This is a genomic window from Microbacterium sp. F2 (genome assembly GCF_052274505.1).
GTDB lineage: Bacteria > Actinomycetota > Actinomycetes > Actinomycetales > Microbacteriaceae > Microbacterium.
The window spans coordinates 194,003-215,947 of sequence record NZ_JBNVBV010000003.1; the positions used below are offsets into that span (position 1 = coordinate 194,003).

Below are 21,945 nucleotides of genomic sequence, written 5' to 3' on the forward strand. Positions count from 1 at the left end.
AACCCTCTCCGCGGGCGGAGGCGGTTCCGGGCGCTGTGACAGACTTATCGGGTGATCGATCCCGTGCTGCTTCGTGAAAATCCCGAGCTGGTCAAGCGCTCGCAGGAGGCTCGCGGGCACTCGTCCGAGACAGTGGATGCCGCCCTCGACGCCGACCGTGAGCGCCGCGCCGCCATCACGGCCTTCGAGGAGCTCCGAGCCGCGCAGAACTCCCACGGCAAGCGGGTGGCGCAGGCGCCGAAAGAAGAGAAGGCAGCGCTCGTCGCCGAGGCTAAGGAGCTCAGCGAGCAGGTCAAGCAGGCCCAGCAGCGGGTGACGGTCGCCGAAGAGGCTGCTGATGCGGCACTGTCGCGCATCGAGAACATCGTGATCGACGGTGTTCCGGCTGGCGGCGAGGCTGACTTCGTGACGCTCCGCACGTACGGCGAGCCGCGCACCTTCGACTTCACCCCGCGCGACCACCTCGAGATCGGCGAGATCCTCGGCGCCATCGACATGGAGCGCGGCACGAAGGTGTCGGGCAGCCGCTTCTACTTCCTCACCGGGATCGGTGCGCGCCTCGAGCTGGCGATCATGAACCTCGCCCTCAACCGCGCCCTGCAGGCGGGGTTCATTCCCGTCATCCCGCCGACCCTCGTCCGCCCCGAGGTGATGCGCGGCACCGGATTCCTCGGCGAGCACGCCGACGAGATCTACCATCTCGAAGAGGACGACCTCTTCCTCGTCGGTACCAGCGAAGTTCCGCTCGCCGGCTACCACATGGACGAGATCATCGACTTCGCGAAGGGCCCCAAACGCTACGCCGGCTGGTCGACGTGCTACCGGCGCGAGGCGGGTTCGTACGGCAAGGACACGCGTGGCATCATCCGGGTCCACCAGTTCAACAAGCTCGAGATGTTCGTCTACACGAGCCTCGAGGATGCCGAAGCCGAGCACCTCCGCCTCGTCGAGATGCAGGAGCGGATGCTGCAAGACCTCGGCCTCGCGTACCGGGTCATCGACGTGGCCGCCGGTGACCTCGGGTCGAGTGCCGCTCGCAAGTACGACGTCGAGGCGTGGGTCCCCACGCAGGATGCGTACCGCGAACTCACCAGCACGAGCAACTGCACGACGTTCCAGGCGCGTCGGCTCGACATCCGCCACCGCCCCGACGGTGGCAAGACCCAGCACGTCGCAACGCTCAACGGGACGCTCGCGACCACGCGCTGGATCGTCGCGCTGCTCGAGACTCACCAGCGCGAGGATGGGTCCGTTGCGGTGCCCGAGGTGCTGCGCCCGTACCTCGGCGGGCTGGAGATTCTGGAGCCGGTCGCGTGACGGATTCCGCGGTGCCGCACACCGGCGAGGTCGAGGCGGTTCCCGAAGCGGATGCCGCCGAGATCGTCGAGGAGCTCGCTGAAGAGACCGAGCGCCACCCGCGGAGCACGCCGCGGCTGCTGATCGCCCTGGACATCGACGGCACGGTGCTGCTCGAGGACGAGACCCTGAGCCCCGGCGTCGTCGAGGCCGTGGAGCACGCTCGCCGCGCCGGGCACGAGGTCATGCTCGCGACCGGTCGCTCGTGGGCGAGCACGCGCGGAGTCGTGCGCGTGCTCGAGATCGAACCCGACTACGTCGTGTGCTCGAACGGCACCGTCATCCTCAAGAAGATCGAGGGTGACGAGGTGCGCTACGAGCAGGTGCACACCGAGACCTTCGACGCGACCGAGGTCGTCACGCTGCTGCGCGAGCACCTGCCCGACGCGAAGTACATGGTCGAACTCGAAGACGGCAGCCGCCTGTATACCGAGGAGCTCGACGACTGGAACCTGCTCGGCGCGCGCCGCGTCGCCTTCGACGAGCTCACCAGCGAGCCGGTCTGCCGCGTCGTTGTCGTCTCGCCGGATCACGCGGAGGGGGACTTCGTCGACCTCGTTGCGCAGGTGGGCCTGAACGAGGTGTCGTACGCGATCGGTTGGACCGCCTGGCTCGACATCGCCCCGCCGGGCATCGACAAGTCGACGGCGCTCGAGATGGTGCGCGAGTGGCTCGGCTTCGACCCGCACGAGGTGCTCGTGATCGGTGACGGCCGCAACGACGTGGGCATGTTCGCGTGGGCGCTCGAGAACGGGGGTCGCGCGATCGCCATGGCGCAGGGCCCGCAGGAAGTGCTCGATGCGGCCGGCGAGATCACGACATCCGTTCACGAGGGCGGCGTGGCAGCGATCCTTCGCGCGCTCTGACTCGTCGAGGCGAGAACGTCGCCTGGGTGGTCGGATAGAGTGGACGCCGTTCGATGGATGCCGCGCGCGGCGTCATCGGGAGGGTTGTCCGAGCGGCCGATGGACCTGGTCTTGAAAACCAGTGGGCAGCAATGTCCCGTGGGTTCGAATCCCACACCCTCCGCAACGACGAAAGCGGGTCCCGGAGGGGCCCGCATTCGTCGTTATGGCCGGTTGAGCGGGATACGAACGCAGTTGGGCCCACGCCGCCGGAGGCTCCGCGCGCCGCGCAGCGGCGTGTGGAGGGGCGGTGGGGAGAATCCCACACCCTCCGCCATCGGAAGAGGCGTCGCCCGAAGGGCGGCGCCTCTTCCGATTGTCGGACGCGGCGGGTTCGAACCCTTGGGTGGGCCCACGCCGCCGGAGGCTCCGCGCGTCGCGAAGCGGCGTGTGGAGTGGCGGTGGGGACGAATCCCACACCCTCCGCAACGACGAAAGCGGGTCCCGGAGGGGCCCCGCTTTCGTCGTTATGGCCGGTTGAGTGGCGGCGCTTCGGGCTCAGCCGATCTTCGTCAGGGAGATGTTCGTCGAGCCTTCGGGGCTGGCGAACAGGCTCGCGCAGTTCGCGTCGACAGTGACCGGGGTGTCGTTTGCGCCCGGCGTGTGGCGCAGCTGCAGCGGACCGAGCGGACCCTCGGGCAACTGAACCGTGTACGACACCGTGCGGGACTCACCCATCGGTAGCAGCAGGGTGCGGCTCAGCCCCTTGTTCCCGTGGTCGATGCCCGAGCGGTCACGGAAGTACGAGTCCTGGTAATCGCCGCGCTTGGGATCGGTCGACAGAATCTCGCCACCGGGCGGCGCGAAGAAGAGGACATCGAGCATCATCGTGCGGGGATCGATACCGCGATTCACGTTGCGAAGCCCGAGCGTGTACTCGCTCTTGATGTCTTTGGTGATGCTGTTGTGCAGGTTCATGGTGACCGTGATCGTGCGCTCGTCGACGTTGCATGTGGCGTGCTGGTCGTAGGCCAGGTGATAGTTGAGCTTGCCGATCGAGTAGTCGTTGAAGTAGATCCCGAGCTGCGTGGCATCCGTGTTGTCTTCGCGCAGTGAGGCGTCGAGGCCGTACTCGGTCGCGAAAGCTTCGAGGCCCGGGTCGTTGAACCACACCTGGATGCGGCCTTCATCGGCGCTGCGCACGAGTTGATCCCACATGGCGCCGAACTCCCAGTTGCCGCTGGTGAGCGCGCTGAACATCTTCGATGTCACCTCATTGAAGTAGGCATCCATCGCTGCGTTGTCGGCACCGAACCTTTCGTACGGTTCGCTCATGAGCAGCGACGCCGTGTTCTCGGCCGTCACCTGTTCGCCCGAATCGAGGGTGAGAGGCCCGGTCGCCTCGATGAGGTGCGCAAGCACGATCGGGTCGATGGAGATCGCGCCGTCGAACTCGGGCAGGTCTTCCCACTCGCGGGTCGCCTGGAAGAGCTCAACGGCGCGTGGAAACTCAGGCGTCATCGTGAAGTTCGATGACCAGCTCACGAGTTCGCGAGGGTAGAGAGACTTGACGTCGCGGGGGAGGGTGATCAGGGATCCGTTGACGGTGTCGAACCCGAGCGAGGGAAGCCGCGTGTACATCAGGTCGACGCCGTTGTCTTGACCCACGAGCTCTGCCTGCCCGTTATCAACTTTGAGGATCAGCCAGTGCGCGACGCCGCCGCCGGTCGCACGAATCTCGGCGGGGGTCTGGATCATGACCTGGTAGAGCATCGGTCCGTTGGCGCCGGCTGCCTGCAAGAGCGCGGGGAGGTTCTCTTGCGCCACTTTAAGGATCGGGATCGCCTGGTTGAGCAGCCCGACCATCTCGTCCATCGGCTCGTAGACGGCCGGCAAGACGTCGGTGCGGTCCATGTTCGCCGCGATGGCTGAGGCATCCTCGAACGACGAAATGATCGTCGGGAGCACCGTCTCGGCCTCGAGGAACGGTTGCAGGTTGATCCCGAGGCTGCCCTCGGCGCGCTGCTCGTCCACGTTGGCGGCCGAGACCATGTTGACGACGGGTGGGATCGATTCGCTCGCGATCGTGTTCACGGCTTCGGCGACCGTGCGCACCGCGAGCACGTTGTTGCCAATACGGGGGAGCGTGGATACCAGATCCCAGAGCGGACCGTTCGCGGTCTCGGATGCGCGCTGGGTGCGAGCGACGATCTCATCGCCCGCCTGCTGGAGGGTGTCGGTGTTGCCCGACACGGCGGCCTCTGCCAGTCCACCCAGCTGCGATTTGACGGTTTCGAGGTCATCGCGGACCTCGAGCACCTGGAGCGCGAAGACGCCTCCCAGAATGACGGTTCCGACCAGGATCAGCCCGAGGGGGCTGAGCGCGATCCAGAACGTCCGCCATCCGCGCCGCCTGCGCGACGCTCCCGACTCGGGTGCGGCGTGCCGAGCCAGCGGCCGCGCCGGGGAGCGCCGTGTCCGTGTCTCACGCCGGGTCGTCGGCGGTTTCGGGACGACGGATGGCGCACTCGACCGGGTCCGCCGGGTGATGGCCTGCGAATCTGACGAATGGCCCGCGCTCAGGGCGGGCTGATTGCTGGGGGAGGGCTCGCCTGCCGGGACGGAATCGGCCTGCCGGTCGCCGTCAACGGTGGTCACGGCGCTGATGTTACCGGGCCCGTGTTGCGGGAAACCGAGCGCGGGCCGTGAAAGCCCGAACGGACGCTGAACATTGCATATGCGTGTGAGGAGGCGTGGTCAGCGACCGCACAGTGCATGTCCAGCGGCCATGGCATAACCTACCTTTCTTAAGGCGTCAGTTCTTCGGCTGCGCCAACACCCGACGTCCTAGAGGTCAACGACGTGTGACCGAAAGGGATCGCGCGCAGCCGGAGTCGAGCCACGCGTCGCACAGCCAGCGACCGAGGTGGGTTGCGACGGGCATCGGAAGGAACTTTGTGAGCAAGACAGCACCGCAGCGCGGCCGCCAGACGGTGGCCCGTCATGGGGCGCTGAGGTCGCCGCATCCGTTCTCGGTCTTCATGAAGGCGCTCGGTATCGTCGTTGCCGTCGTCCTGGTCTCCGGCACCGGAGTTGCCGCCTATGCCGTCTACGACCTGGCCGCCAGTTACGTCACGGAGAACACGGTCGAACTCGAAGACCAGGTCGTCGTTCCGCCCGACATCGGCGCGATCGAAGGTGGCGTCAACCTGTTCGTCGCGGGCACGGATGCCTGCGAGCCCGAGTTCTCTGCGATCTTCGGCGACCGCTGTTCGGGTTCCGACTCGGAGGGAGAACTCAACGACGTCAACATGCTCGTGCACATCTCGGATGCGCCGCGTCGCGTGACAGTCATCTCGTTCCCGCGCGACCTGATGGTTCCTATCCCCTCGTGCGATCGCGGTGACGGCTCGACATCCTCCGCAATGAGCAAGCAGCCCCTGAACTCCGCGTTCTATGCGGGCGGTGGAGCAGAGGGCGGCGGGCTGTCCTGTGTCGTCAAGACCATCTCGCAGCTGAGCGGCCAGAGCATCCCGTTCGCCGCGAAGGTCACGTGGGGCGGTGTCATCAACATCACCGATGCGATCGGCGGCGTCGACGTGTGTGTCCAGGGCGGCATCAGCGACCCGCTCGCGGGCCTCTATCTACCCGACGGGATCTCGACCGTTTCGGGAACCCAGGCGCTGGCGTTCCTGCGCACCCGCAAGGGTGTCGGTGACGGCTCGGATCTTGGCCGGATCAGCAACCAGCAGCAGTACATGTCGAGCCTGGCGAAGAAGCTCGTGAGCGAGAACGTGCTGTCTGACCCGACGACGCTCTACCGGCTTGCGACCGTGGCGATCGACAACATCACGAAGAGCTCGAGCCTGACCAACCCGCTGACGCTCGTGCAGATCGCGCTCGCGATCAAGGACGTTCCCTTCTCAGACATCGTGTTCGTTCAGTACCCCGTCAACGGCGACCCCGACGACCCGAACAAGGTCGTGCCGAACTACGCCGCCGCCGACCAGCTCTGGGCGGCACTCGAGGCGAACGCTCCGATCGAGCTCACCGGCACGGCGGGTATGAACGGAAGTGTCGTCGATGTGACTCCGACCGAGGAGCCGGCTCCCGAGGCCACCACCGACCCGAGTGCGACAGCCGCGCCTACCGATGCTCCTGCGCAGGAAGCCGTGGTTCTTCCGAACTCGATCACCGGCTCAACCGCAGCACAGAGCACCTGCTCGGTCGGAAACCTCGGCTGACGGCATCCATTCGTCGCGGCGGACCGCAGCGGTTAGTATTGACGAGGTCATCCGCCCGATTCGGGCACGGATGCCTGGAGACGTCGCATAGTCAGGCCTAGTGCACCACCCTGCTAAGGTGGAGTCCCCTTACGGGGACCGAGGGTTCAAATCCCTCCGTCTCCGCTCAGGTGGGCTCGTTTCAATCAGGTGAGCCGGTTTCGGCCCGATTCGGTTCGTGGCAAATCGTGGCAGAACTGAATCCCTGGTCAGCGCCCGATCGGCGGACCACCGCGTGGGCCGCTCACATTGCTATGCCGATCGTCACGGACGCGGGCATAACGCTGTGGGTGGCGCGTTCTGCCACGAACTTGCCACGTCGGAGACCGAGGGGCTGCGCGCCTCGGTCCGAGACCGGCACGTCGAATCCCTCGGTCTCGGGGCTGTGAGACGCTCGCGCCCGCGGCTCGTCGGTTCCTCCACAGCGCGGGCTTCGAAAGCGTTCTCGCCACGGCGTCGGATGCGGCGATCGAGGCTGCGCCTGCGTCGGGATGCTGGCCGCATGGGAATCCGCTACTACGCATATGCCTTCGATGCCGACCGCGCTCAGCAGGCGGTCGATGACCCGCAGAGCATCCTCTCCAGCGATCCGCTTGCTGACGCATGGGGCCTGGAGCCGCACGCGAGCCTGAGTGTCGCGACGTTCGAGCAGGTCTCGCCGAAGCGCGACATGCTCTATCTCGACAAGGCATGGTCTGCTTTGCAGTCCCTCACGCGCTCGGGGCCCCGAAGTCCCGCCGCCGGTTCGTGCTACCGGATGTTCGAGGGGAACGTGACGATGCACGACATGGGGTGGGACCCGTGGGTGAGGACCATCCTTCCGGAGGAGGTGCCGGCGATTCGGGACGACCTCTGCGCCATCGACGAGTCTCAGGTGCGAACGTGGGCGCGCACTTGGCGCAGCCGCCACGGAGCCGGCGATGACGACGAGCTCAACTACGTCCTCGACTACCTCACGCGGGCACAGGAGTTCGTCGAGCCGCTCGCAGCGGACGCCCGTGGAATGGTCTACCTCATCGGGTGATCCGAATGACTCGCATCGCGATCGTGAGGAAGTCCGGGCTCGTGTAGCCGCTCGTGCCGGCGTGCCATGCTCGCTGTATGGCGCGCACGTGGCTGTCGGTGAGGGTGGAGCTCCTGGGCGGGCGGGGTGAGGACCTGTGGCCGTGGCCGGGGCGGATCTTCGCGGTTGCGCCGTCGCACACGTTCCTTGATCTGGCTGAGGCGATCGATGATGCGTTCGCGCGCTGGGATCGCTCGCACCTCTCGGTGTTCACGCTCGCCGACGGTCGTGTCATCACCGACGACGAGACCGGGCAGGAGCTGGCGTCCAGTTCGTTCGGGCCGGTGGTGGCCGCTCTGGATATCGAGTCGGCGAAGGTGGGACGGATGCTGACGCTCGGCGCCATGTTCCAGTACACGTTCGATCTCGGCGACAACTGGGTGCACCGATGTGTGGTCGGCGAGCGCAAGATCGATCCGCTCGATACGGTCGGGATCGTGCCCGACAAGCCGCTGCCGTACTGGGGGTGGGGGAGTATCCCCGACCAGTACGGCAGGAACTGGGACGGCGACGACGGCGAGTCGCCGATGCCGCCGCGGCCACGGGTGCTGCATCCGATGCAGGCCCATCGGTGGCCAGCGGCGGATGCTCTGGCGGAGCTCGACATCCGGGCCGTCCGTCAGGCGGTCGCGGCAGCCGATCCGGCGGGTTTCCTCGATGCGCTGACGGGGCGGGAGATCGATGACGCGCTCCAGCAGCTCGGCTCCGGAATGGCCATGGCGTTGCGCAGCCGACGCCGCCAGGCGGAGCCGGTGGCGCTCTCGCTGATAAACCGGCTCATCACGCGCAGCGGCCCTGGGGACCAGGTGCTTTCCGAGGATCTGCTGGCCTTGCTGCGACGCGAGCCGCCCGCAGCGCACACGGCTCCCGTCGACCTCGACGAGCTCAGTTCGCTTCTGGAGGGCGGCTCCGGAGAGTCGAGCACGGTCTACGTCGACCTCCTGACCGGTGAGGCCTTCAGCGGAGACTTCACCGACCCTGCCATCGTTGGCGAGGACGCGGTGATTGATGTCGAGGCGGAACCTGATCGGAGGGTCTGGCTCGAGAGGGCTGGATCGCGGGAGGGGTGGGAGGACATGGAAGCGTTCGCGCTCCGCCAGCGTGATCATGCGTTGCGTGACCGACTCGCCCGTGCGATCGAGGGCGCGGGCGCGTTCCGACGGTTCCGTGACCTCGTCCACAACGAGGGCCTCGCCGAGCAGTGGCGGATCTACTCCGACGACCGCCGATGGGGGAGAGCCCGTGACGCGCTCGCGGACGCCGGCATCCGCGTCTTCTGACAGTGTCGAGCCAGTCCATGTACTGATCCGTCGGTGACGCGTGGTACTCTAATCGCAACAAACGCAACCTCCTGCGTTTACGCGTATTGAGGTGATTCCCGTGTCTCGCGCTGCAGTTGTTGAAGAGACGTACCTTCCCAGCAGAGGAGTCGAGCTTGCCCCTGTGCTGGACTTCCTCACCGCCCATGAGGCCGCTGGCAGGGCTCTTCCCGAGCCAAGGTACTTTCTTGCGGGGGCGCGTCCAGGTGACCAGGTGGAGCTTCCGGAAGAGGTCTACCTCGCTCTCCGCAAGATCGTGGACGCAATGCAGAGTGGGCTTGCCGTTTCGGTTGTGCCCCAGACAACACGGCTGACGACCCAGCAGGCCGCGGATCTTCTGAACGTGAGCCGCCCAACCGTTGTGAAGCTCCTCGACGAGGGTGAGATCCCGTTCGAGAAGGCGGGAACGCACCGACGCGTTCTCCTCGCGGATCTGCTCGAATACCGAGAGCGCCGGCGTGAGCGTCAGTACGACATGCTCGCCGCCACGCGTGATGCTGTTGACGAAGACAACGTCGAGCAGACGCTCGAGGACCTCAAGGCGGCGAGGAAGGCGGTCGCAGCGAGGCGGGCTGCGAGCCGTACGTGAGCAGGCTGGCTGGGGAGCTCGCCGAATGCGCACTCGTGCCTTAGAATCATAACTATTCGTTTGAGCGAAGGGTTACGAATGTCTGAGGTGACCACGGCGGATGCTGCGCGGCGCCTGGGGCTGTCGCAGGAGCGGGTGAGTCAGATGTTGCGGTCCGGCGAACTCGTCGGGCGACGGATCAGCGCCCGGGGCTGGCTCGTCGACCTCGCCTCCGTCGGCGAGCGCGCGCGCATCGCCACCGATGGCGGCCGACCCTGGTCCGAGCGCCGGGTGCGATCGGTCATCGATGCGCTGTCGACCGGTGAGACCACCGACGCGAGAACGCGGGAGCTGATCGGCACGACGGAGACCGACGTGTTGTGGCGCAGACTGGCGCAGTCGGTGACGGTGCGGCGCTTCACCGCCCGGCATCCGGATGTCGCTCGGGACGCTCTGGTACCTACGGGCGAATCCGCGATCGATGTGCTGGGAGAGCGGCTCGTCGGGCAGTCGGACACGATCCACGGGTACCTTCGCGAGGGCGAGCTGGACGACCTCATCGACGACGCTGGACTGGTGGAGCACGGCGACGGCGGGGTTGCGATCCACGCGTTCCGATCCGGGGACCTGTCCTGGATCGTCGGCGATACGGCGCCGCGCGCGCTCGTCGCGGCGGACTGCGCCCGGTCGGCGGCGTCCCGTGTCCGTTCGATCGGAGTGCGCGCGCTCGAAGAGATGAGGCAGGCGTGGCTGACGCGGAACACCTGATCGTCGTCCCGGGTGACGAGCGTCCCTGGAGCCTGCTGATCGAGATCGCCGACGTCACGGCCCCGGGCGATTGGGTGCTGGTTGGTGGGCTCATGGTGCACGCCCACGCGTTGCGCGCCGGCATCACCGCCTCGCGCCCGACCGAAGACGTCGACCTGCTACTGAACATCGCAGCGGCCAGCGTCAGCGCCGTCGCGGGTCCGCTCCAGAACATCGGACTCCGCCCGGCGGAGTCTCACGGTCGCAGTGTGCTGCATCGATTCGACCGCGGTGACGAGTCCGTCGATGTCATGGTGGAACGAGGCGCGTCCGCGCGGTGGGCGCGGCGATCGATCTTCCAGGCCCCGGCAGCCCGGCAGGCGATCGACCGCCGAGACTGGTACGACCTGCATGGCGCAGACCGCGTTGTCCGCATTGCGGTGCCGGATGCTCTCGGCGCCATCGTTGCGAAGGCCGCCGCTTACGCCGTCGACCAGCGCGACCGAGGCCGACACCTCGACGATCTTGTGGTGCTAATGGCCGCCGCCGGAGGTCGGCGCGGTCTCGGCCTGGACCGGCTCACCCGACGCGACAAGCAGCACCTGCGGCCCGCGTTCGATCAGCTCGCCGACAGCGGCCACGACGCCTGGATGATTCTCGATGCCAACGACCGCGCCATCGGGCAGCGCGCAGCGGATGCGATCATCGCAGCCATCTCCGCGGCCTGAGTGAGGTCCTCAGGAGCGCCGTAGTGCCGCGACGTCTCTCCGACGGATCGAACCCGGCCGACCGACCGAGGACGCTGTTCGCGACGTCAGAACCCGCGGAATCATGCGTGCCCGGTGATGTCCTCGTCAAGTCGCTTGACGAGGACGAGGAAGGCGTCGGCGGCCCGCTGCTCTTCTGTGCGTGTGTTGGGAGTTGCTCCGGGGAGGAAACTGCGCATGTCGTCGGCGTGCAACTCTGCCGTGACCCTTCCGAGCGCGTGCACGAGCGCGGCGCCGCTATCGCCCACCAACGGGCCTTCGAATCTGACCAGGCCGTCGACTTCTTCGGAGTTCTGCATCAGGGCCGTCAGTGCTTCAAGGAGCAATCCGGCAGGTTCGCCTTCCACAAGGACATCGCTGTTGGTCGTCATGACGCCACGCTACGTCGCGCCCCCGACATCCCCACAGGCTCGCTGCGACGTGTGATGCTGTTGACGAGGAGAACGTCTCGCGGTCGCTGGCGGCTGAGAGGCCGCCGGCCGACTCCGAAGCGGTGGTCGTCACTTCGAACGCGCTCACTAGCCCGCCACATTTCTGCCACGAATCGAAGCCGGCTCCACTGATTGAGGAGCACGTTCGCGACCTCAGAACCCGCAGAATCATGCGGTTTCGGCCTGTCTCGGTTCCCATCGGCGCGATTTCAAATCCCTCCGTCTCCGCCATTTGTCCTGAACGTCACCGAGCCGATCTCTTCTCCAGGCGGCGTGCGGGCATGATGGAGCACGTGACCCGTCATCCGCGAGCAGACGAATGGATCGAGCGACTGGGACTGCGCGTGCTCGAGGGTGAATCGGGATGGTGGGCTCCGGCCTTCCGTTCGGATGTAGAGGTTCGAACCATCGACGGTGTGGCATCGCCAGCTGCGAACGCCATCTACTACCTGCTCGACCCCCGTCGCCCGATCAATGCGTGGCATTGGCTTGCTGTCGATGACACTCACGTCATCGTTGACGGTGGTCCGGTCGAGTATGTGGTCGTGAACAGCTATGGCGTGGTGACCAGGTCTGTGGTGTCTCAGGAGACTCGGCCGATGATCACCGTGCCGGCCGGGTCTTACAAGGCGCTTCGACTTGTCGACCCCGCCGGCTTTGCACTGATCTGTTCGGTCGTCACGCCGGCCTGGACTCCCGAAAGGGTGCGAGTCGAACCGCCGATGAGAATCGTGCGGCCCGCATGGCTCGATGATGCCACCATGTCCGAGCTGACGACCGGCGTCCGCGCCTGAGATCGAGCGTCGTTGGTGCGAGCTATCGTGAGAGCGGCCACGAGCAGGAAGAGCACGCATGACTGACTTCGCCCGGCGCATCGACGCCATCACGATCGAGCAGCTTCGCGCGACCGGCGCGACGAAGTGGTCGGCGACGGATGACTCGATCGGAGCGTTCGTTGCCGAAATGGACTTCGGCGTCGACCCCGCCATCACCGCCGCTCTCCACGCGGCGGTCGATGAGGGGGCCTTCGGGTACATGCCGCAGCGCATCGCCGTCGACTTGTCGGAGGCGACAGCCGGGTTCCTCGAGCGCCGCTACGGCTGGAACGTGCCGGCCAGCGACGTGTGGGGCATCCCGGATGTCATCATGGGGCTCGAGCTCGCGATGGAGCACTGCTCGGAGGTGGGGTCGAAGATCATCGTCCCCACTCCGTCCTATATGCCGTTCCTGATGGTGCCGCCGATGCGCGGTCGCGAGGTCATCGAGATGCCCCTCGCCGTGCGGGACGGACGCTACGAGTTCGACCTCGACGCCCTGCAGCGAGCCTTCGACGAGGGCGGGAACCTGCTGCTGCTGTGCAACCCGTACAACCCCGTGGGCCGGGTGTTCCCGAGAGACGAACTGATCGGGATCGCCGAGGTGGTCGACCGCAACGGCGGGCGCGTCTTCTCGGATGAGATCTGGGCACCGCTCGTCTTCGCGGGAGCGGCCCACATCCCGTACGCAACGGTGACACCCGCGGCGGCTGAGCACACGATCACGGCCATGAGCGCCTCGAAGGCCTGGAACCTCCCCGGCCTGAAGTGCGCCGAACTCGTGCTCACGAGCGACCGTGACCGCGAGACGTGGGAGCGAATCGGGCGGTTCTCGGGCCACGGCACGAGCAACCTCGGCGCGATCGCCAACGCCGTCGCGTTCCGCAGCGGGGATGCGTGGCTCGCCGACCTCGTCCCCTACCTTGAGGGCAACCGCGACCGCCTCCTTTCACTCCTCGCCGAGCATCTCCCGGGAGCCTGGATGCCGAAGCCGGAGGGCACCTACGTCGGCTGGATCGATTTCCGCGGCGCCGGGGTCGAGGAGCTGCCCGCGGAGTACTTCGCCAGGGAAGCATCCGTGGTCCTGACCGAGGGAACAATGTGCGGACAGGCCGGCGCGGGATTCGCGCGCCTCATCTTCGCGACACCTCAGCCTGTGCTCGACGAGATCGTTCGCCGGCTCGCTGCTGCGATACCGACGAACTAAGCGGGCTCCGGTTCGACTGCGCCAAGAGCTCGATGCTGGTCGCGAAGGTACGCCGCGTAGCCCCCGGGGGTGCGTCCGACGAGCCGACCCGAGGTGACGACCTCTGCTGCGTCGCTGGCGACGACCCTCGCCCCGGCTGCGCGGCAGCGGTCGACCAGCATCACGTCCTCGTGCTCTGGGGCATCGCTGAAGCCGCCGGCTCCGCGATACACATCACCCCGCAGCCCGAGGTTGGCGCCGTGGACATGTCCGTTCGGGTGGCCGCGCGTGTGCGTGTCGAGCCACAGCTGCCGGTGCCGCGGGCTGAGATCGGTGAACTCTGGCCGTACGGTGCCGATGACCACGTCGGCTCCCGCCCGGGCGAGCTTGAGCTGCAGCGTGAGCCAGTTCGGCGGCACCACGGAATCCGCGTCGGTGTTCGCGATCCAGGTTCGCCGGTGGGGCACCTGCGCGAGGTGATCGAGCGCAGCGGCGACGCCGACCGAGCGGGCAGCGCCAACAGAACGCGCTCCGATCTCGATGACGGTGAACGGATGCCGCTGCGCGACCGCCCACGACCCATCGGTGCTCGCGTCGATCACCACGAAGACCGTGCACGGCAAGCTCAGCCGCGAGACGGCGGCCTCCACGGATGCCAGACACCGCGAGAGAAGCCGCTCCTCGTTGTGGACGGGGACCACGACGGCAAGCGCCTCGATCGTGGAGTCGGTCATGTCAAGCCTTCCCTAGCCGCCACCGACTCGGCAGCGCCGCGGCCAAAGACCTCCAGCACGAAGTCGTCCTCTTCGTGCAGCACGGTCCTGCGCCACCCCGGCACCCGCCGCAGCGTGTGGTGTACGCGATCGCCGGTCGAGGGGTACTCCGCCACCGGATGCCGCCAGTGGCACGCGACGACGATGCCGTCATCGGTGAGGGCCGCGTCGATTCGGCGGATGAGTGCGTCCAGATCTTCCGAGTCGAAGTAGTACCCGACCTCGGAGAGCACAACGGCGTCGAACGTGCCCTCGGGCCACTCCGTCGGGACGTGCGCGCGTGAAACGGTGACGTTGTCGGCCGAGGCCAGCCGGTTCCGGGCACGATCAACGGCGCGCTCTGATGCATCGAGGGCGAGGACCCTGTCGGATCGCGCGGCAAGCGGTGCAGTCAGTAACCCCGTCGCGCACCCGATCTCAAGAACGCTGCCCAGACGCCGGGTCGGCAGGGCAGCCAAGAGCACGGCGCGTTTGCGTTCCTCATACCATCGCGTCTCGAATCCCCAGGGATCGTCGTGGCGGTCATAGAAGTCCTCGAAGAACGCGGTGCGCAGCGTGGCGGCCTCGTCGCCGGGCGCCTCGTCTAGGAAGACCTCGCGGTCGCGCGTGAAGTGAGCGAGAAGTCGCGGCGGCACGATGGCCTCGTCACCCGGCTCGCTCGAGAGAGCTTGCACCTGAGACATATGAGCGCGCAGCGCGGAGACTTTGCGTACCCTCTCGTCCTCTGTCAGCCGCACAGCGTGCGCCAGCGACCAGGGCACATCATCGGGAGTAGCCCAGTGCCACATCCAGATCGGATAGCCCAGATAACGCACGCCGCGGGGTGAGGCGGCATCCCGCACGGCGCGGGCGACGGCCCGGTGATCGCGGTGACCGTCTCCTGACCAGGGCGAGACAATCATCGTCTGCGTGGGCGTGGCATCCGTCGCATCCAGGGCGGCTGCCAGGGCGTGCTCGACGACGCTCGCGTGCGCATCCACCTCGCCGTCGGGGATCGACAGGAACTGAACACGCGCGCTCGGCGCGAGAAGAGACACCGCTTCGATCACCTCGAGACGCCGCTTCGCGCGGAGCGTATCGGGTTCGTGCGTCGGGGATTCCGGATGCGACGCCTCACCGTCGGTCGCGACGATGACGCTCACCCGGGCCCCCTCGGCAGCGGCGCGTCGCATGAGTCCACCGGCACCGAGGGTCTCGTCATCCGGATGGGCGGCGACGACAATGAGTTCGCCGGGCACGGACTCCAACAGGGGCAGGGAGTGCAGCCGAGGGTCCGCGAGCCACTGCTCCTCGGCTGTGCCCTCATCGAGGTGGCTGAAGCTCACCACGCGGCACTCTGCCGAGCAGTTTCGCGGCCGATCCGCGCCACATCGCGCAGTCCGTGGTGCTGCTGCAGGTAGAGGTGGAGGTCGGCGCTGTGCCGGGCGTACCGCTCGTCGCGGGTCAGTGGACCGGGGCCGAGCGCCTCGGCAGCTTCAGCGAGCGTGAGTGCCGCGGCATCCACCACGACGGTGCGCACGCGTTCACTCAGCAGCCGCTCGCCGACCTGCTTCGATCGGCCGTCGTCTACCAGTTCGGCTGCCTCGGCGAGCACGGCACGCGCCGACCAGAGGGCTGCGTCGACGCGGCCGAGGTGGACGAGTGAGAGCTGGTCGGCATTCGTTGACTGCGCGGGGGTCAGCAGTCGCCCCGCGATGGCGGTAGCAGCGCCCCACCAGCAGGCAGCGACAGACATCCCGCCCCATGCGAACCCTGGCCGCTCCAGGTACCACCCTGCTGGTCCGACGGGCACGGCCGGGGCATCGTCGAAGTCGACCGGTGCGCTCACGATGTTCGCCAGCCCGCGTGCCACCCACGGGCCGTCGTGCGCTCGAACGCAATCCGCGCGAAGGTCGACCGCGAACAGGCGCCGGCGCCCGTCATCCAGCGTCGCCGTCACGAGAGCTCGGGAGAGGCGCGAGGCAAGAGAACACCACGGTTTGGTGCCCCGGAGGGTCCACCCCGCACCTGACTTTTCGGCGACGAGGTGGTAGCCGGGACCCTCAGCCGCGAAGACTCCCCAGGTGTCCTCGGGCCGATTGAGATCGCCCCTGTCGGCCTGCGCGAGGATCGTCAGTGCGTCAAGGTGCGGCTCGAGGGTGCGCGCAGCGCCCACGTCGATTGCAGCGGTGCCGGCGAGAAGCTCCCACAACTCCGCCGTACGACCCTCACCGACCCGTGGCGCCCACGCTCCGACTTCCACGCACCATCCGAGGGTCGCCGTGAGGCCAGTGCCGAACCCATCCGTCTCCGCTGCCGCGGCGATGGCACGCCGGACCCGCACCGTCGTGGCGTTCGCGTGCGCGCTGAGAGTCAAGCCTCCCTCGTCGCTCACCGGTATGGGCTGGTGAGTCGCGATGTTCGAATCGATGATGATGGTCCACCTCCGGCCGGGAGCCTAAACCGACTAACGGTTCGGCGAAGGAGGCTTGACATCGCATGAAGCGGACGGAATGTGTACCGACGAACGATGCCGGTCAGCCGCCGGGGCTGCTGGGATCGATAGGGGCGCCGTCGCCGTTCTCCGGTAGGTCTCCCCGCTCGATCGGCTGGGCAGGCCCGTCGGGGAGGTCGGAGAAGAGGAGGTCGAGCTCGGCATCCGATGGCACGCGCACAGCCTCGGCGGCAGCTTCGAGGTCGGCGGGGTCGGCGAGGTTTGCTCCCGTGACGCGGATCAGAGCACCGTCGCGGGCCACGATGTACTCCTCGACGGAGCCCGAGAATCGATGCCAGATATCACCCTCGCTGGTGCAGGTGACGTCATCGAGGGTGTCCCAGAGCGGCACCTCCGGGCAGGTCTCGGTGGTCAGCGTCCCACGGTCGGTGCGAACGGTCAGTATCCCGCCGGTCTGGGTATTGACCCAGGATGCAGACATCCCCTCGGCCCCTGTGAGCCCGACAGACTGCGGTGCCAGGTCGTATCCGTCGACGCCTGTCACGTAGACAAGGTCGGGGGAGATCCCAGCCGCCGTCGCGCGCTGGGCAAGGACCTCGCGCGCGGCGGGCTCGGTCGACGCGCAGCCGACAGTTGAGGCGGCGAGGGCCGTGAACACCATCGCCGCCCCCAACGCCCTCATGCCGTTCTCCGGTGCTGAACGCATCTCTGCATTCTTGCGTACCTCCGGCTGGCGCAAGTCGAGGATCAGTCAGCTGCCACCTCGACCGGTGCTTCGGCAGCAAGTCGCATCCACGTCTCCACGACCGTGTCGGGGTTCAGTGAGATCGACTCCACGCCCTGTGCGAGCAGCCATTCGGCAAGATCCGGATGATCGCTCGGGCCCTGGCCGCAGATGCCGACGTACTTCCCCTGCGCTCGGCAGGCCTGGATCGCCATCGACATCAGCTGCAGCACCGCGGGGTCGCGTTCGTCGAACGTGCTCGCGACCAGACCGCTGTCGCGGTCGAGACCGAGCGTCAGCTGGGTCATGTCGTTCGAGCCGATCGAGAAGCCGTCGAAGAACTGCAGGTACTGGTCGGCCAGCAGGGCGTTGGTCGGCAGCTCGCACATCATGATGACCTTGAGGTCGTTGACGCCGCGACGCAGGCCATTCTCGGCGAGCATCTCGACGACGGCGTGGCCCTCACCGACGGTGCGGACGAACGGGATCATGACCTGGACGTTCGTGAAGCCCATCTCGTCGCGCACGTACCGCAGCGCCTCGCACTCCATGTCGAAGCAGGCACGGAAGTCGGGGGAGATGTAGCGGGATGCCCCGCGGTAGCCGAGCATCGGGTTCTCCTCGTGCGGCTCGTAGCGCTCGCCGCCGATGAGGTTGGCGTACTCATTCGATTTGAAGTCGCTCATCCGAACGATCACCGGTTCGGGCGCGAACGCTGCAGCGATCATCGAGATCCCCTCCGCGACACGCTGCACGAAGAAGTCACGCGGCGACGGGTAGGCGGCGACGCGCTCGTCGATCTGGGCCTTCAGCTCGGTATCCAGCGTGTCAGCCTCGAGCAGGGCGCGGGGATGGATGCCGATCTGCCGGTTGATGATGAACTCGAGCCTCGCGAGCCCGACCCCGCGGTGGGGAAGACGCGAGAACGAGAACGCCTGGTCGGGCGTGCCGACGTTCATCATGATCTTGACGGGCAGTTCCGGCATCCGGTCGAGGTGCGTCTCCTCCTCGGCGAACTCCAGCGGGCCTTCGTAGACGAACCCGGTGTCGCCCTCGGCGCACGAGACCGTGACATCCTGTCCGTCGCCCAGGATGCGAGTGGCGTCCCCCGCGCCGACGACGGCGGGAATGCCGAGCTCGCGCGCGATGATCGCGGCGTGACAGGTGCGTCCTCCGCGATTGGTGACGATCGCGGCCGCCCGCTTCATGATGGGCTCCCAGTCGGGGTCGGTCATGTCGGCGACCAGAACATCTCCGGGACGGAACGAGTCCATCTCGGCCAGGTCGCTCAGGACACGGACGGGTCCCGAGCCGATGCGTTGGCCGATGGCGCGCCCCGCGGCCAGTACGGTGCCGCGTTCGTGAAGCCGGAACCGGCGGATGACGTTCGCCGATGCGCGGGACACGACAGTCTCGGGACGCGCCTGCAGGATGTAGAGGCGACCGTCGACGCCGTCCTTGCCCCATTCGATGTCCATCGCCCGGCCGTAATGCTCTTCGATGACAAGCGCCTGCCGGGCAAGTTCCTCGAGTTCGGCATCCGTGAGTGAGAACCGGGCGCGATCAGCAAGTGGAACATCGACGAACGCCGTGCTCGCGCCCGCGGCACGACTGTCGGTGTAGCGCATCGCCACCGCCTTCTCACCGACCGAGCGCTTCAACACGGCTGGGCGGCCGGCGCGCAGGGCCGGCTTCGAAACGTAGAACTCGTCGGGGTTGACGGCGCCCTGCACGACAGCTTCCCCCAGCCCGTACGAACTCGTGAGGAAGACCGCCTGATCGAACCCGGACTCGGTGTCGACGGTGAACATGACACCGGCGGCTCCGACATCCGAGCGCACCATGCGCTGCACACCTGCCGACAGTGCGACCTCGGTGTGGTCGAAGCCCTGGTGGACGCGGTAGGCGATCGCGCGGTCGTTGTAGAGCGACGCGAAGACCCGACGGATCGCCGTGAGGATGTTCTCGATTCCTCCGATGTTCAAGAACGTCTCTTGCTGCCCGGCGAAGGATGCATCGGGCAGGTCCTCGGCGGTCGCCGAGGAGCGAACCGCCCAGGTCACGGCATCCGGTTCGGCATCCTCGTGCAGCAGCCGGTCGTACGCGGCGCGGATGTCGCTTTCGAGGTCCTCCGGGAGGGGATGCTGCTCGATACGGGAACGGATCTCGCCGCCGACGCGGGTGAGCTCGGCGACATCGTCGGTGTCGAGGTCCCGCAGGAGGGCTGCGATCTGGTCGCCGAGGCCATCGTGGGCCAGGAAGCGGCGGTAGGCGTCGGCGGTCGTGGCAAACCCGCCGGGCACCCGCACGCCGAGCGCTGACAGGTGAGAGACCATCTCACCGAGTGAGGCGTTCTTGCCACCGACGGCGGGCAGGTCGGTCATACCGATCTCGTCGAACCAGAGGACGTTCTTCATGGATGCTCCTTTGTGAGGGCGGGGCGTGACGGATGGTCAGGCGCGAAGCTTCAGGGTCTGCAGGATGATCGCCGACATCTCTTCGACGCTCTTGGTCGAGGAGTTCAGGAACGGGACGCGGGTGCGCCGGTAGAGCTCCTCTGCCCGGCGCAGCTCGAGGGTGCATTGCGCGAGGCTCGCGTAGCGGGAGTCCGGGCGCCGCTCGTGGCGTACCTGGCTCAGGCGGAGGGGCGTCGTGGTGAGGCCGAAGCAGCGCTCGGCGTGCGGGGCGACGAGCCGCGGGAGTCCATCGGTGGGAAAGTCCTCGTCGGTGAGCGGGTAATTCGCGACCAGGAGGCCGTACTGCAGCGCGAGGTACATGGTCGTCGGGGTCTTGCCGCAGCGCGAGGGGGCAATGATGATGACGTCGGCGAACTCGAGCGCCCGCGAGCTCTGCCCGTCGTCATGCTCGATGGCGTACTCCACAGCGCGCATCCGCGCGAAGTAGGCCTCGGTGTCACCGAGGGTATGGAATTGCCCGAGCTGTTCGGATGCCGTCGTGCCGAGCGTTCGCTCCAGATCGGTGAGGTGGCCACCGAGAAGGTCGATGCGCGGCGCCGGCGCGGTATCGAGCACGCGTCCGACAGTCGCGTTCTTCATCGTCGAGAAGACAATGGGCGCCAGGCCCGCGGCATCCGCACCGGTGATCGTCTGCACCACCGCCGCTGCCGCTTCGGCGGTGTCGACGAACGGAATCGTGTGGCGCTCGAACCGGAATCCGGGAAAGTTCGCCAGGAGCGCGTTGCCCAGGGTTTCGGCAGTGATGCCGGTGCTGTCTGAGACGAAGAACACGGCGCGGCTCGGGCGCGCGTGGTCGCTCAGGGCAGGATGCATGCCTCGAGGCTAGGGAGATTTGCCCCTGCTTTTCGCCGAATTGTGCGTCAAGATTTGGTCTTCTTTACGCATGGGCAAGCATCGCGATGCCGGCCTCGCTCACCCGGCGAGCTGGTCGAGGTCGCGGAGGTGACGGTAGGAACCCTTGAAATAGAGCAGCGGTTCCTCGCGGTGCCACTCGGCCGGACTCATCCCCACAACCGACCCGATGACGATCAGGTGGTCACCGGCCTCGTGCTCGGCCCACGCTTCGCAATCGACCCACATCAGAGTGTTTGCGATGATCGGGTTTCCCGAGGCGGCGGGACTCCAGGAAACCCCGGCCCACTTGTCGGTGCCCCGCCGGGCGAACTGGTTGGCGATCTCGTGCTGGTCGTGCGCGAGGACGTTCACGGCGAACCTGCCGGTGGCGGCGATCCGGGGGTAGGTCGTCGAGGTCTTCATCACGCTGAATGAGATCAGCGGGGGGTCGATCGACACGGAGAAGAACGACTGGCAGGTGAAGCCGATCAGTTCGCCATCGTCGATGCCCGACACGATCGTGATCCCGGACGCGTAGTGGCCGAGGGTGTCACGGAACTGGCGGGGGGAGAACGGCACATCGGGTGCCGAGTACTGAGACATGGGTTCGCTTTCTCTTTCGCCGTCGGTTCAGGATGCCGGGACGCCGGCGCGGAGGGCGCCGGCCAGGGACGCGACCTGTCGGATGTTGGTGGCATACTCGGCGACCGCCGCGTCAAGGACCTCGTCGACCCGCTCCAACTGGCTCAGAGCCAAGTAGAAGCCCCGTCCGGGCACTGTCGCCCCGAGTTCCACCAGGAGGGGAGACAGCGTGAAGGTCGGTCCCATCGAGTGGGTGAAGTCGGCGCCCGTGTGAACCGGGATCGCGGTGACACCGGCGAGCCCGTTGGCCGGATACCTGTCGAGGAAGGCTTTCAGCAGCCCCGTGTAGGTGGCCTTGTAGGTCGGTGACGCGAAGATCGCGAGGTCGCTGTCGGCGACCACGGCGTTCAGCGACCCCATGACCTCCGACGGCCAGGCGAAGATCTCGTTCGTGTAGTCGGCCAGGTCGATCACCTGGGCCTCGTAGGTTCCCTGGTCGAGAAGCTTCTCGACCAGGAGCTCGGCGATCTTGCGGGTGCGCGATGCCGGCTTCGGGTTGCCGACGACAACCGCGACTTTGAGTGACATGACTCTCTCACTTCCATACCGATGAACAGGAAGGGATGAGTCGCCGCACCACACCGCGAGAGGGACGTGGAGCGAACGACATCTCCACACGCCCCGGGGTCTTGTGGCCCAGTGCGCCCGCAACGGCTTACGCTGCACGTCCATTGTGCACAC

The 21,945-nt window shown here is 67.0% G+C and carries 20 protein-coding genes and 2 tRNA genes; 12 read left to right on the top strand and 10 right to left on the bottom strand.

The genetic code is table 11. The features are described from left to right. Positions 1-51 precede the first annotated feature (51 nt). From serS to ACQVDU_RS08650, 3 genes are all read left to right on the top strand, one after another. Entirely contained in the window at positions 52-1,317 is a 1,266-nt protein-coding gene (serS, locus tag ACQVDU_RS08640; RefSeq protein ID WP_443476876.1) for a serine--tRNA ligase, read from the top strand. After that, positions 1,314-2,222: an HAD family hydrolase gene (locus ACQVDU_RS08645; RefSeq protein ID WP_443476877.1), complete on the top strand. Its 909-nt coding sequence runs from the start codon at positions 1,314-1,316 to the stop codon at positions 2,220-2,222. Before serS ends, ACQVDU_RS08645 begins: the two co-directional genes overlap by 4 nt. A 78-nt stretch (positions 2,223-2,300) precedes the next feature. Then, positions 2,301-2,385: transfer RNA gene (locus ACQVDU_RS08650), tRNA-Ser, on the top strand. Positions 2,386-2,759: 374 nt separating this feature from the next. Here ACQVDU_RS08650 and ACQVDU_RS08655 read toward each other — a convergent pair. Further along, entirely contained in the window at positions 2,760-4,859 is a 2,100-nt protein-coding gene (locus ACQVDU_RS08655; RefSeq protein ID WP_443476878.1) for a DUF4012 domain-containing protein, read from the bottom strand. A gap of 299 nt (positions 4,860-5,158) precedes the next feature. Here ACQVDU_RS08655 and ACQVDU_RS08660 point away from each other — a divergent pair, with 299 nt between their 5' ends. The 7 genes from ACQVDU_RS08660 to ACQVDU_RS08690 all read left to right on the top strand — a co-directional run bounded on the left by ACQVDU_RS08660 (position 5,159) and on the right by ACQVDU_RS08690 (position 10,909). After that, on the top strand, positions 5,159-6,445 hold the full coding sequence (locus tag ACQVDU_RS08660) for an LCP family protein (RefSeq protein ID WP_443476879.1): 1,287 nt from the start codon (positions 5,159-5,161) through the stop codon (positions 6,443-6,445). 76 nt (positions 6,446-6,521) lie between these two features. Next, positions 6,522-6,610 (top strand) — tRNA-Ser (locus ACQVDU_RS08665). A gap of 376 nt (positions 6,611-6,986) precedes the next feature. Beyond that, positions 6,987-7,508 carry a DUF1877 family protein gene (locus tag ACQVDU_RS08670; protein WP_363378997.1) on the top strand — a complete coding sequence of 174 codons (522 nt, stop codon included), beginning with the start codon at positions 6,987-6,989 and terminating at the stop codon, positions 7,506-7,508. 77 nt (positions 7,509-7,585) lie between these two features. After that, positions 7,586-8,827: a hypothetical protein gene (locus tag ACQVDU_RS08675; RefSeq protein ID WP_443476880.1), complete on the top strand. Its 1,242-nt coding sequence runs from the start codon at positions 7,586-7,588 to the stop codon at positions 8,825-8,827. A gap of 100 nt (positions 8,828-8,927) precedes the next feature. Beyond that, positions 8,928-9,455: a helix-turn-helix domain-containing protein gene (locus tag ACQVDU_RS08680; RefSeq protein ID WP_443476881.1), complete on the top strand. Its 528-nt coding sequence runs from the start codon at positions 8,928-8,930 to the stop codon at positions 9,453-9,455. Between the two features lie 78 nt (positions 9,456-9,533). Next, entirely contained in the window at positions 9,534-10,202 is a 669-nt protein-coding gene (locus ACQVDU_RS08685; protein WP_363378994.1) for a hypothetical protein, read from the top strand. Continuing rightward, positions 10,181-10,909 (top strand): hypothetical protein, encoded by a 729-nt coding sequence (locus ACQVDU_RS08690; RefSeq protein WP_443476882.1) that lies wholly within the window; start codon positions 10,181-10,183, stop codon positions 10,907-10,909. Before ACQVDU_RS08685 ends, ACQVDU_RS08690 begins: the two co-directional genes overlap by 22 nt. 101 nt (positions 10,910-11,010) lie before the next feature. Here the strand turns inward: ACQVDU_RS08690 and ACQVDU_RS08695 are convergent, their stop codons facing one another. Continuing rightward, positions 11,011-11,319 carry a hypothetical protein gene (locus tag ACQVDU_RS08695; RefSeq protein ID WP_443476883.1) on the bottom strand — a complete coding sequence of 103 codons (309 nt, stop codon included), beginning with the start codon at positions 11,317-11,319 and terminating at the stop codon, positions 11,011-11,013. A 353-nt stretch (positions 11,320-11,672) separates the two neighbouring features. On the opposite strand from ACQVDU_RS08695, the gene ACQVDU_RS08700 reads away from it, so the two are divergent. Then, a complete protein-coding gene (locus ACQVDU_RS08700) occupies positions 11,673-12,173 on the top strand; it encodes a cupin domain-containing protein (RefSeq protein ID WP_443476884.1) in 501 nt (166 codons plus the stop codon). 58 nt (positions 12,174-12,231) lie between these two features. Further along, positions 12,232-13,401 carry a MalY/PatB family protein gene (locus ACQVDU_RS08705; protein ID WP_443476885.1) on the top strand — a complete coding sequence of 390 codons (1,170 nt, stop codon included), beginning with the start codon at positions 12,232-12,234 and terminating at the stop codon, positions 13,399-13,401. On the opposite strand, the gene ACQVDU_RS08710 is transcribed toward ACQVDU_RS08705, so the two are convergent. The 8 genes from ACQVDU_RS08710 to ACQVDU_RS08745 all read right to left on the bottom strand — a co-directional run bounded on the left by ACQVDU_RS08710 (position 13,398) and on the right by ACQVDU_RS08745 (position 21,792). Continuing rightward, complete coding sequence (locus ACQVDU_RS08710; protein WP_443476886.1) at positions 13,398-14,114, bottom strand: glycosyltransferase; 717 nt, start codon at positions 14,112-14,114, stop codon at positions 13,398-13,400. The genes ACQVDU_RS08705 and ACQVDU_RS08710 overlap by 4 nt on opposite strands. Further along, on the bottom strand, positions 14,111-15,478 hold the full coding sequence (locus tag ACQVDU_RS08715; protein WP_443476887.1) for a PIG-L family deacetylase: 1,368 nt from the start codon (positions 15,476-15,478) through the stop codon (positions 14,111-14,113). Before ACQVDU_RS08715 ends, ACQVDU_RS08710 begins: the two co-directional genes overlap by 4 nt. Continuing rightward, positions 15,475-16,509, bottom strand: a complete 1,035-nt coding sequence (locus ACQVDU_RS08720; protein WP_443476888.1) for an acyl-CoA dehydrogenase — start codon at positions 16,507-16,509, stop codon at positions 15,475-15,477. Before ACQVDU_RS08720 ends, ACQVDU_RS08715 begins: the two co-directional genes overlap by 4 nt. 160 nt (positions 16,510-16,669) lie before the next feature. After that, positions 16,670-17,293 carry a hypothetical protein gene (locus ACQVDU_RS08725; protein WP_443476889.1) on the bottom strand — a complete coding sequence of 208 codons (624 nt, stop codon included), beginning with the start codon at positions 17,291-17,293 and terminating at the stop codon, positions 16,670-16,672. Positions 17,294-17,334: 41 nt separating this feature from the next. Beyond that, the gene (gene ppsA, locus ACQVDU_RS08730) at positions 17,335-19,728 is read right to left on the bottom strand and encodes a phosphoenolpyruvate synthase (RefSeq protein WP_443476890.1); all 2,394 of its coding nucleotides are present in this window, start codon (positions 19,726-19,728) and stop codon (positions 17,335-17,337) included. 36 nt (positions 19,729-19,764) lie between these two features. Next, positions 19,765-20,601: a pyruvate, water dikinase regulatory protein gene (locus ACQVDU_RS08735; protein ID WP_443476891.1), complete on the bottom strand. Its 837-nt coding sequence runs from the start codon at positions 20,599-20,601 to the stop codon at positions 19,765-19,767. A 99-nt stretch (positions 20,602-20,700) separates the two neighbouring features. After that, the gene (locus ACQVDU_RS08740; protein WP_443476892.1) at positions 20,701-21,225 is read right to left on the bottom strand and encodes a flavin reductase family protein; all 525 of its coding nucleotides are present in this window, start codon (positions 21,223-21,225) and stop codon (positions 20,701-20,703) included. A 27-nt stretch (positions 21,226-21,252) separates the two neighbouring features. Further along, on the bottom strand, positions 21,253-21,792 hold the full coding sequence (locus ACQVDU_RS08745) for an NADPH-dependent FMN reductase (RefSeq protein WP_292727593.1): 540 nt from the start codon (positions 21,790-21,792) through the stop codon (positions 21,253-21,255). Positions 21,793-21,945: the final 153 nt, after the last annotated feature.

Bases quoted from the DNA above. Each gene is read 5' to 3' on its own strand.
- ACQVDU_RS08670 (WP_363378997.1), top strand. From the start codon at position 6,987: ATGGGAATCCGCTACTACGCATATGCCTTCGATGCCGACCGCGCTCAG.
- ACQVDU_RS08675 (WP_443476880.1), top strand. From the start codon at position 7,586: ATGGCGCGCACGTGGCTGTCGGTGAGGGTGGAGCTCCTGGGCGGGCGG.
- ACQVDU_RS08685 (WP_363378994.1), top strand. From the start codon at position 9,534: ATGTCTGAGGTGACCACGGCGGATGCTGCGCGGCGCCTGGGGCTGTCG.
- ACQVDU_RS08695 (WP_443476883.1), bottom strand. From the start codon at position 11,319: ATGACGACCAACAGCGATGTCCTTGTGGAAGGCGAACCTGCCGGATTG.
- ACQVDU_RS08705 (WP_443476885.1), top strand. From the start codon at position 12,232: ATGACTGACTTCGCCCGGCGCATCGACGCCATCACGATCGAGCAGCTT.
- ACQVDU_RS08710 (WP_443476886.1), bottom strand. From the start codon at position 14,114: ATGACCGACTCCACGATCGAGGCGCTTGCCGTCGTGGTCCCCGTCCAC.
- ACQVDU_RS08725 (WP_443476889.1), bottom strand. From the start codon at position 17,293: ATGCGTTCAGCACCGGAGAACGGCATGAGGGCGTTGGGGGCGGCGATG.
- ppsA (WP_443476890.1), bottom strand. From the start codon at position 19,728: ATGAAGAACGTCCTCTGGTTCGACGAGATCGGTATGACCGACCTGCCC.
- ACQVDU_RS08735 (WP_443476891.1), bottom strand. From the start codon at position 20,601: ATGCATCCTGCCCTGAGCGACCACGCGCGCCCGAGCCGCGCCGTGTTC.
- ACQVDU_RS08740 (WP_443476892.1), bottom strand. From the start codon at position 21,225: ATGTCTCAGTACTCGGCACCCGATGTGCCGTTCTCCCCCCGCCAGTTC.
- ACQVDU_RS08745 (WP_292727593.1), bottom strand. From the start codon at position 21,792: ATGTCACTCAAAGTCGCGGTTGTCGTCGGCAACCCGAAGCCGGCATCG.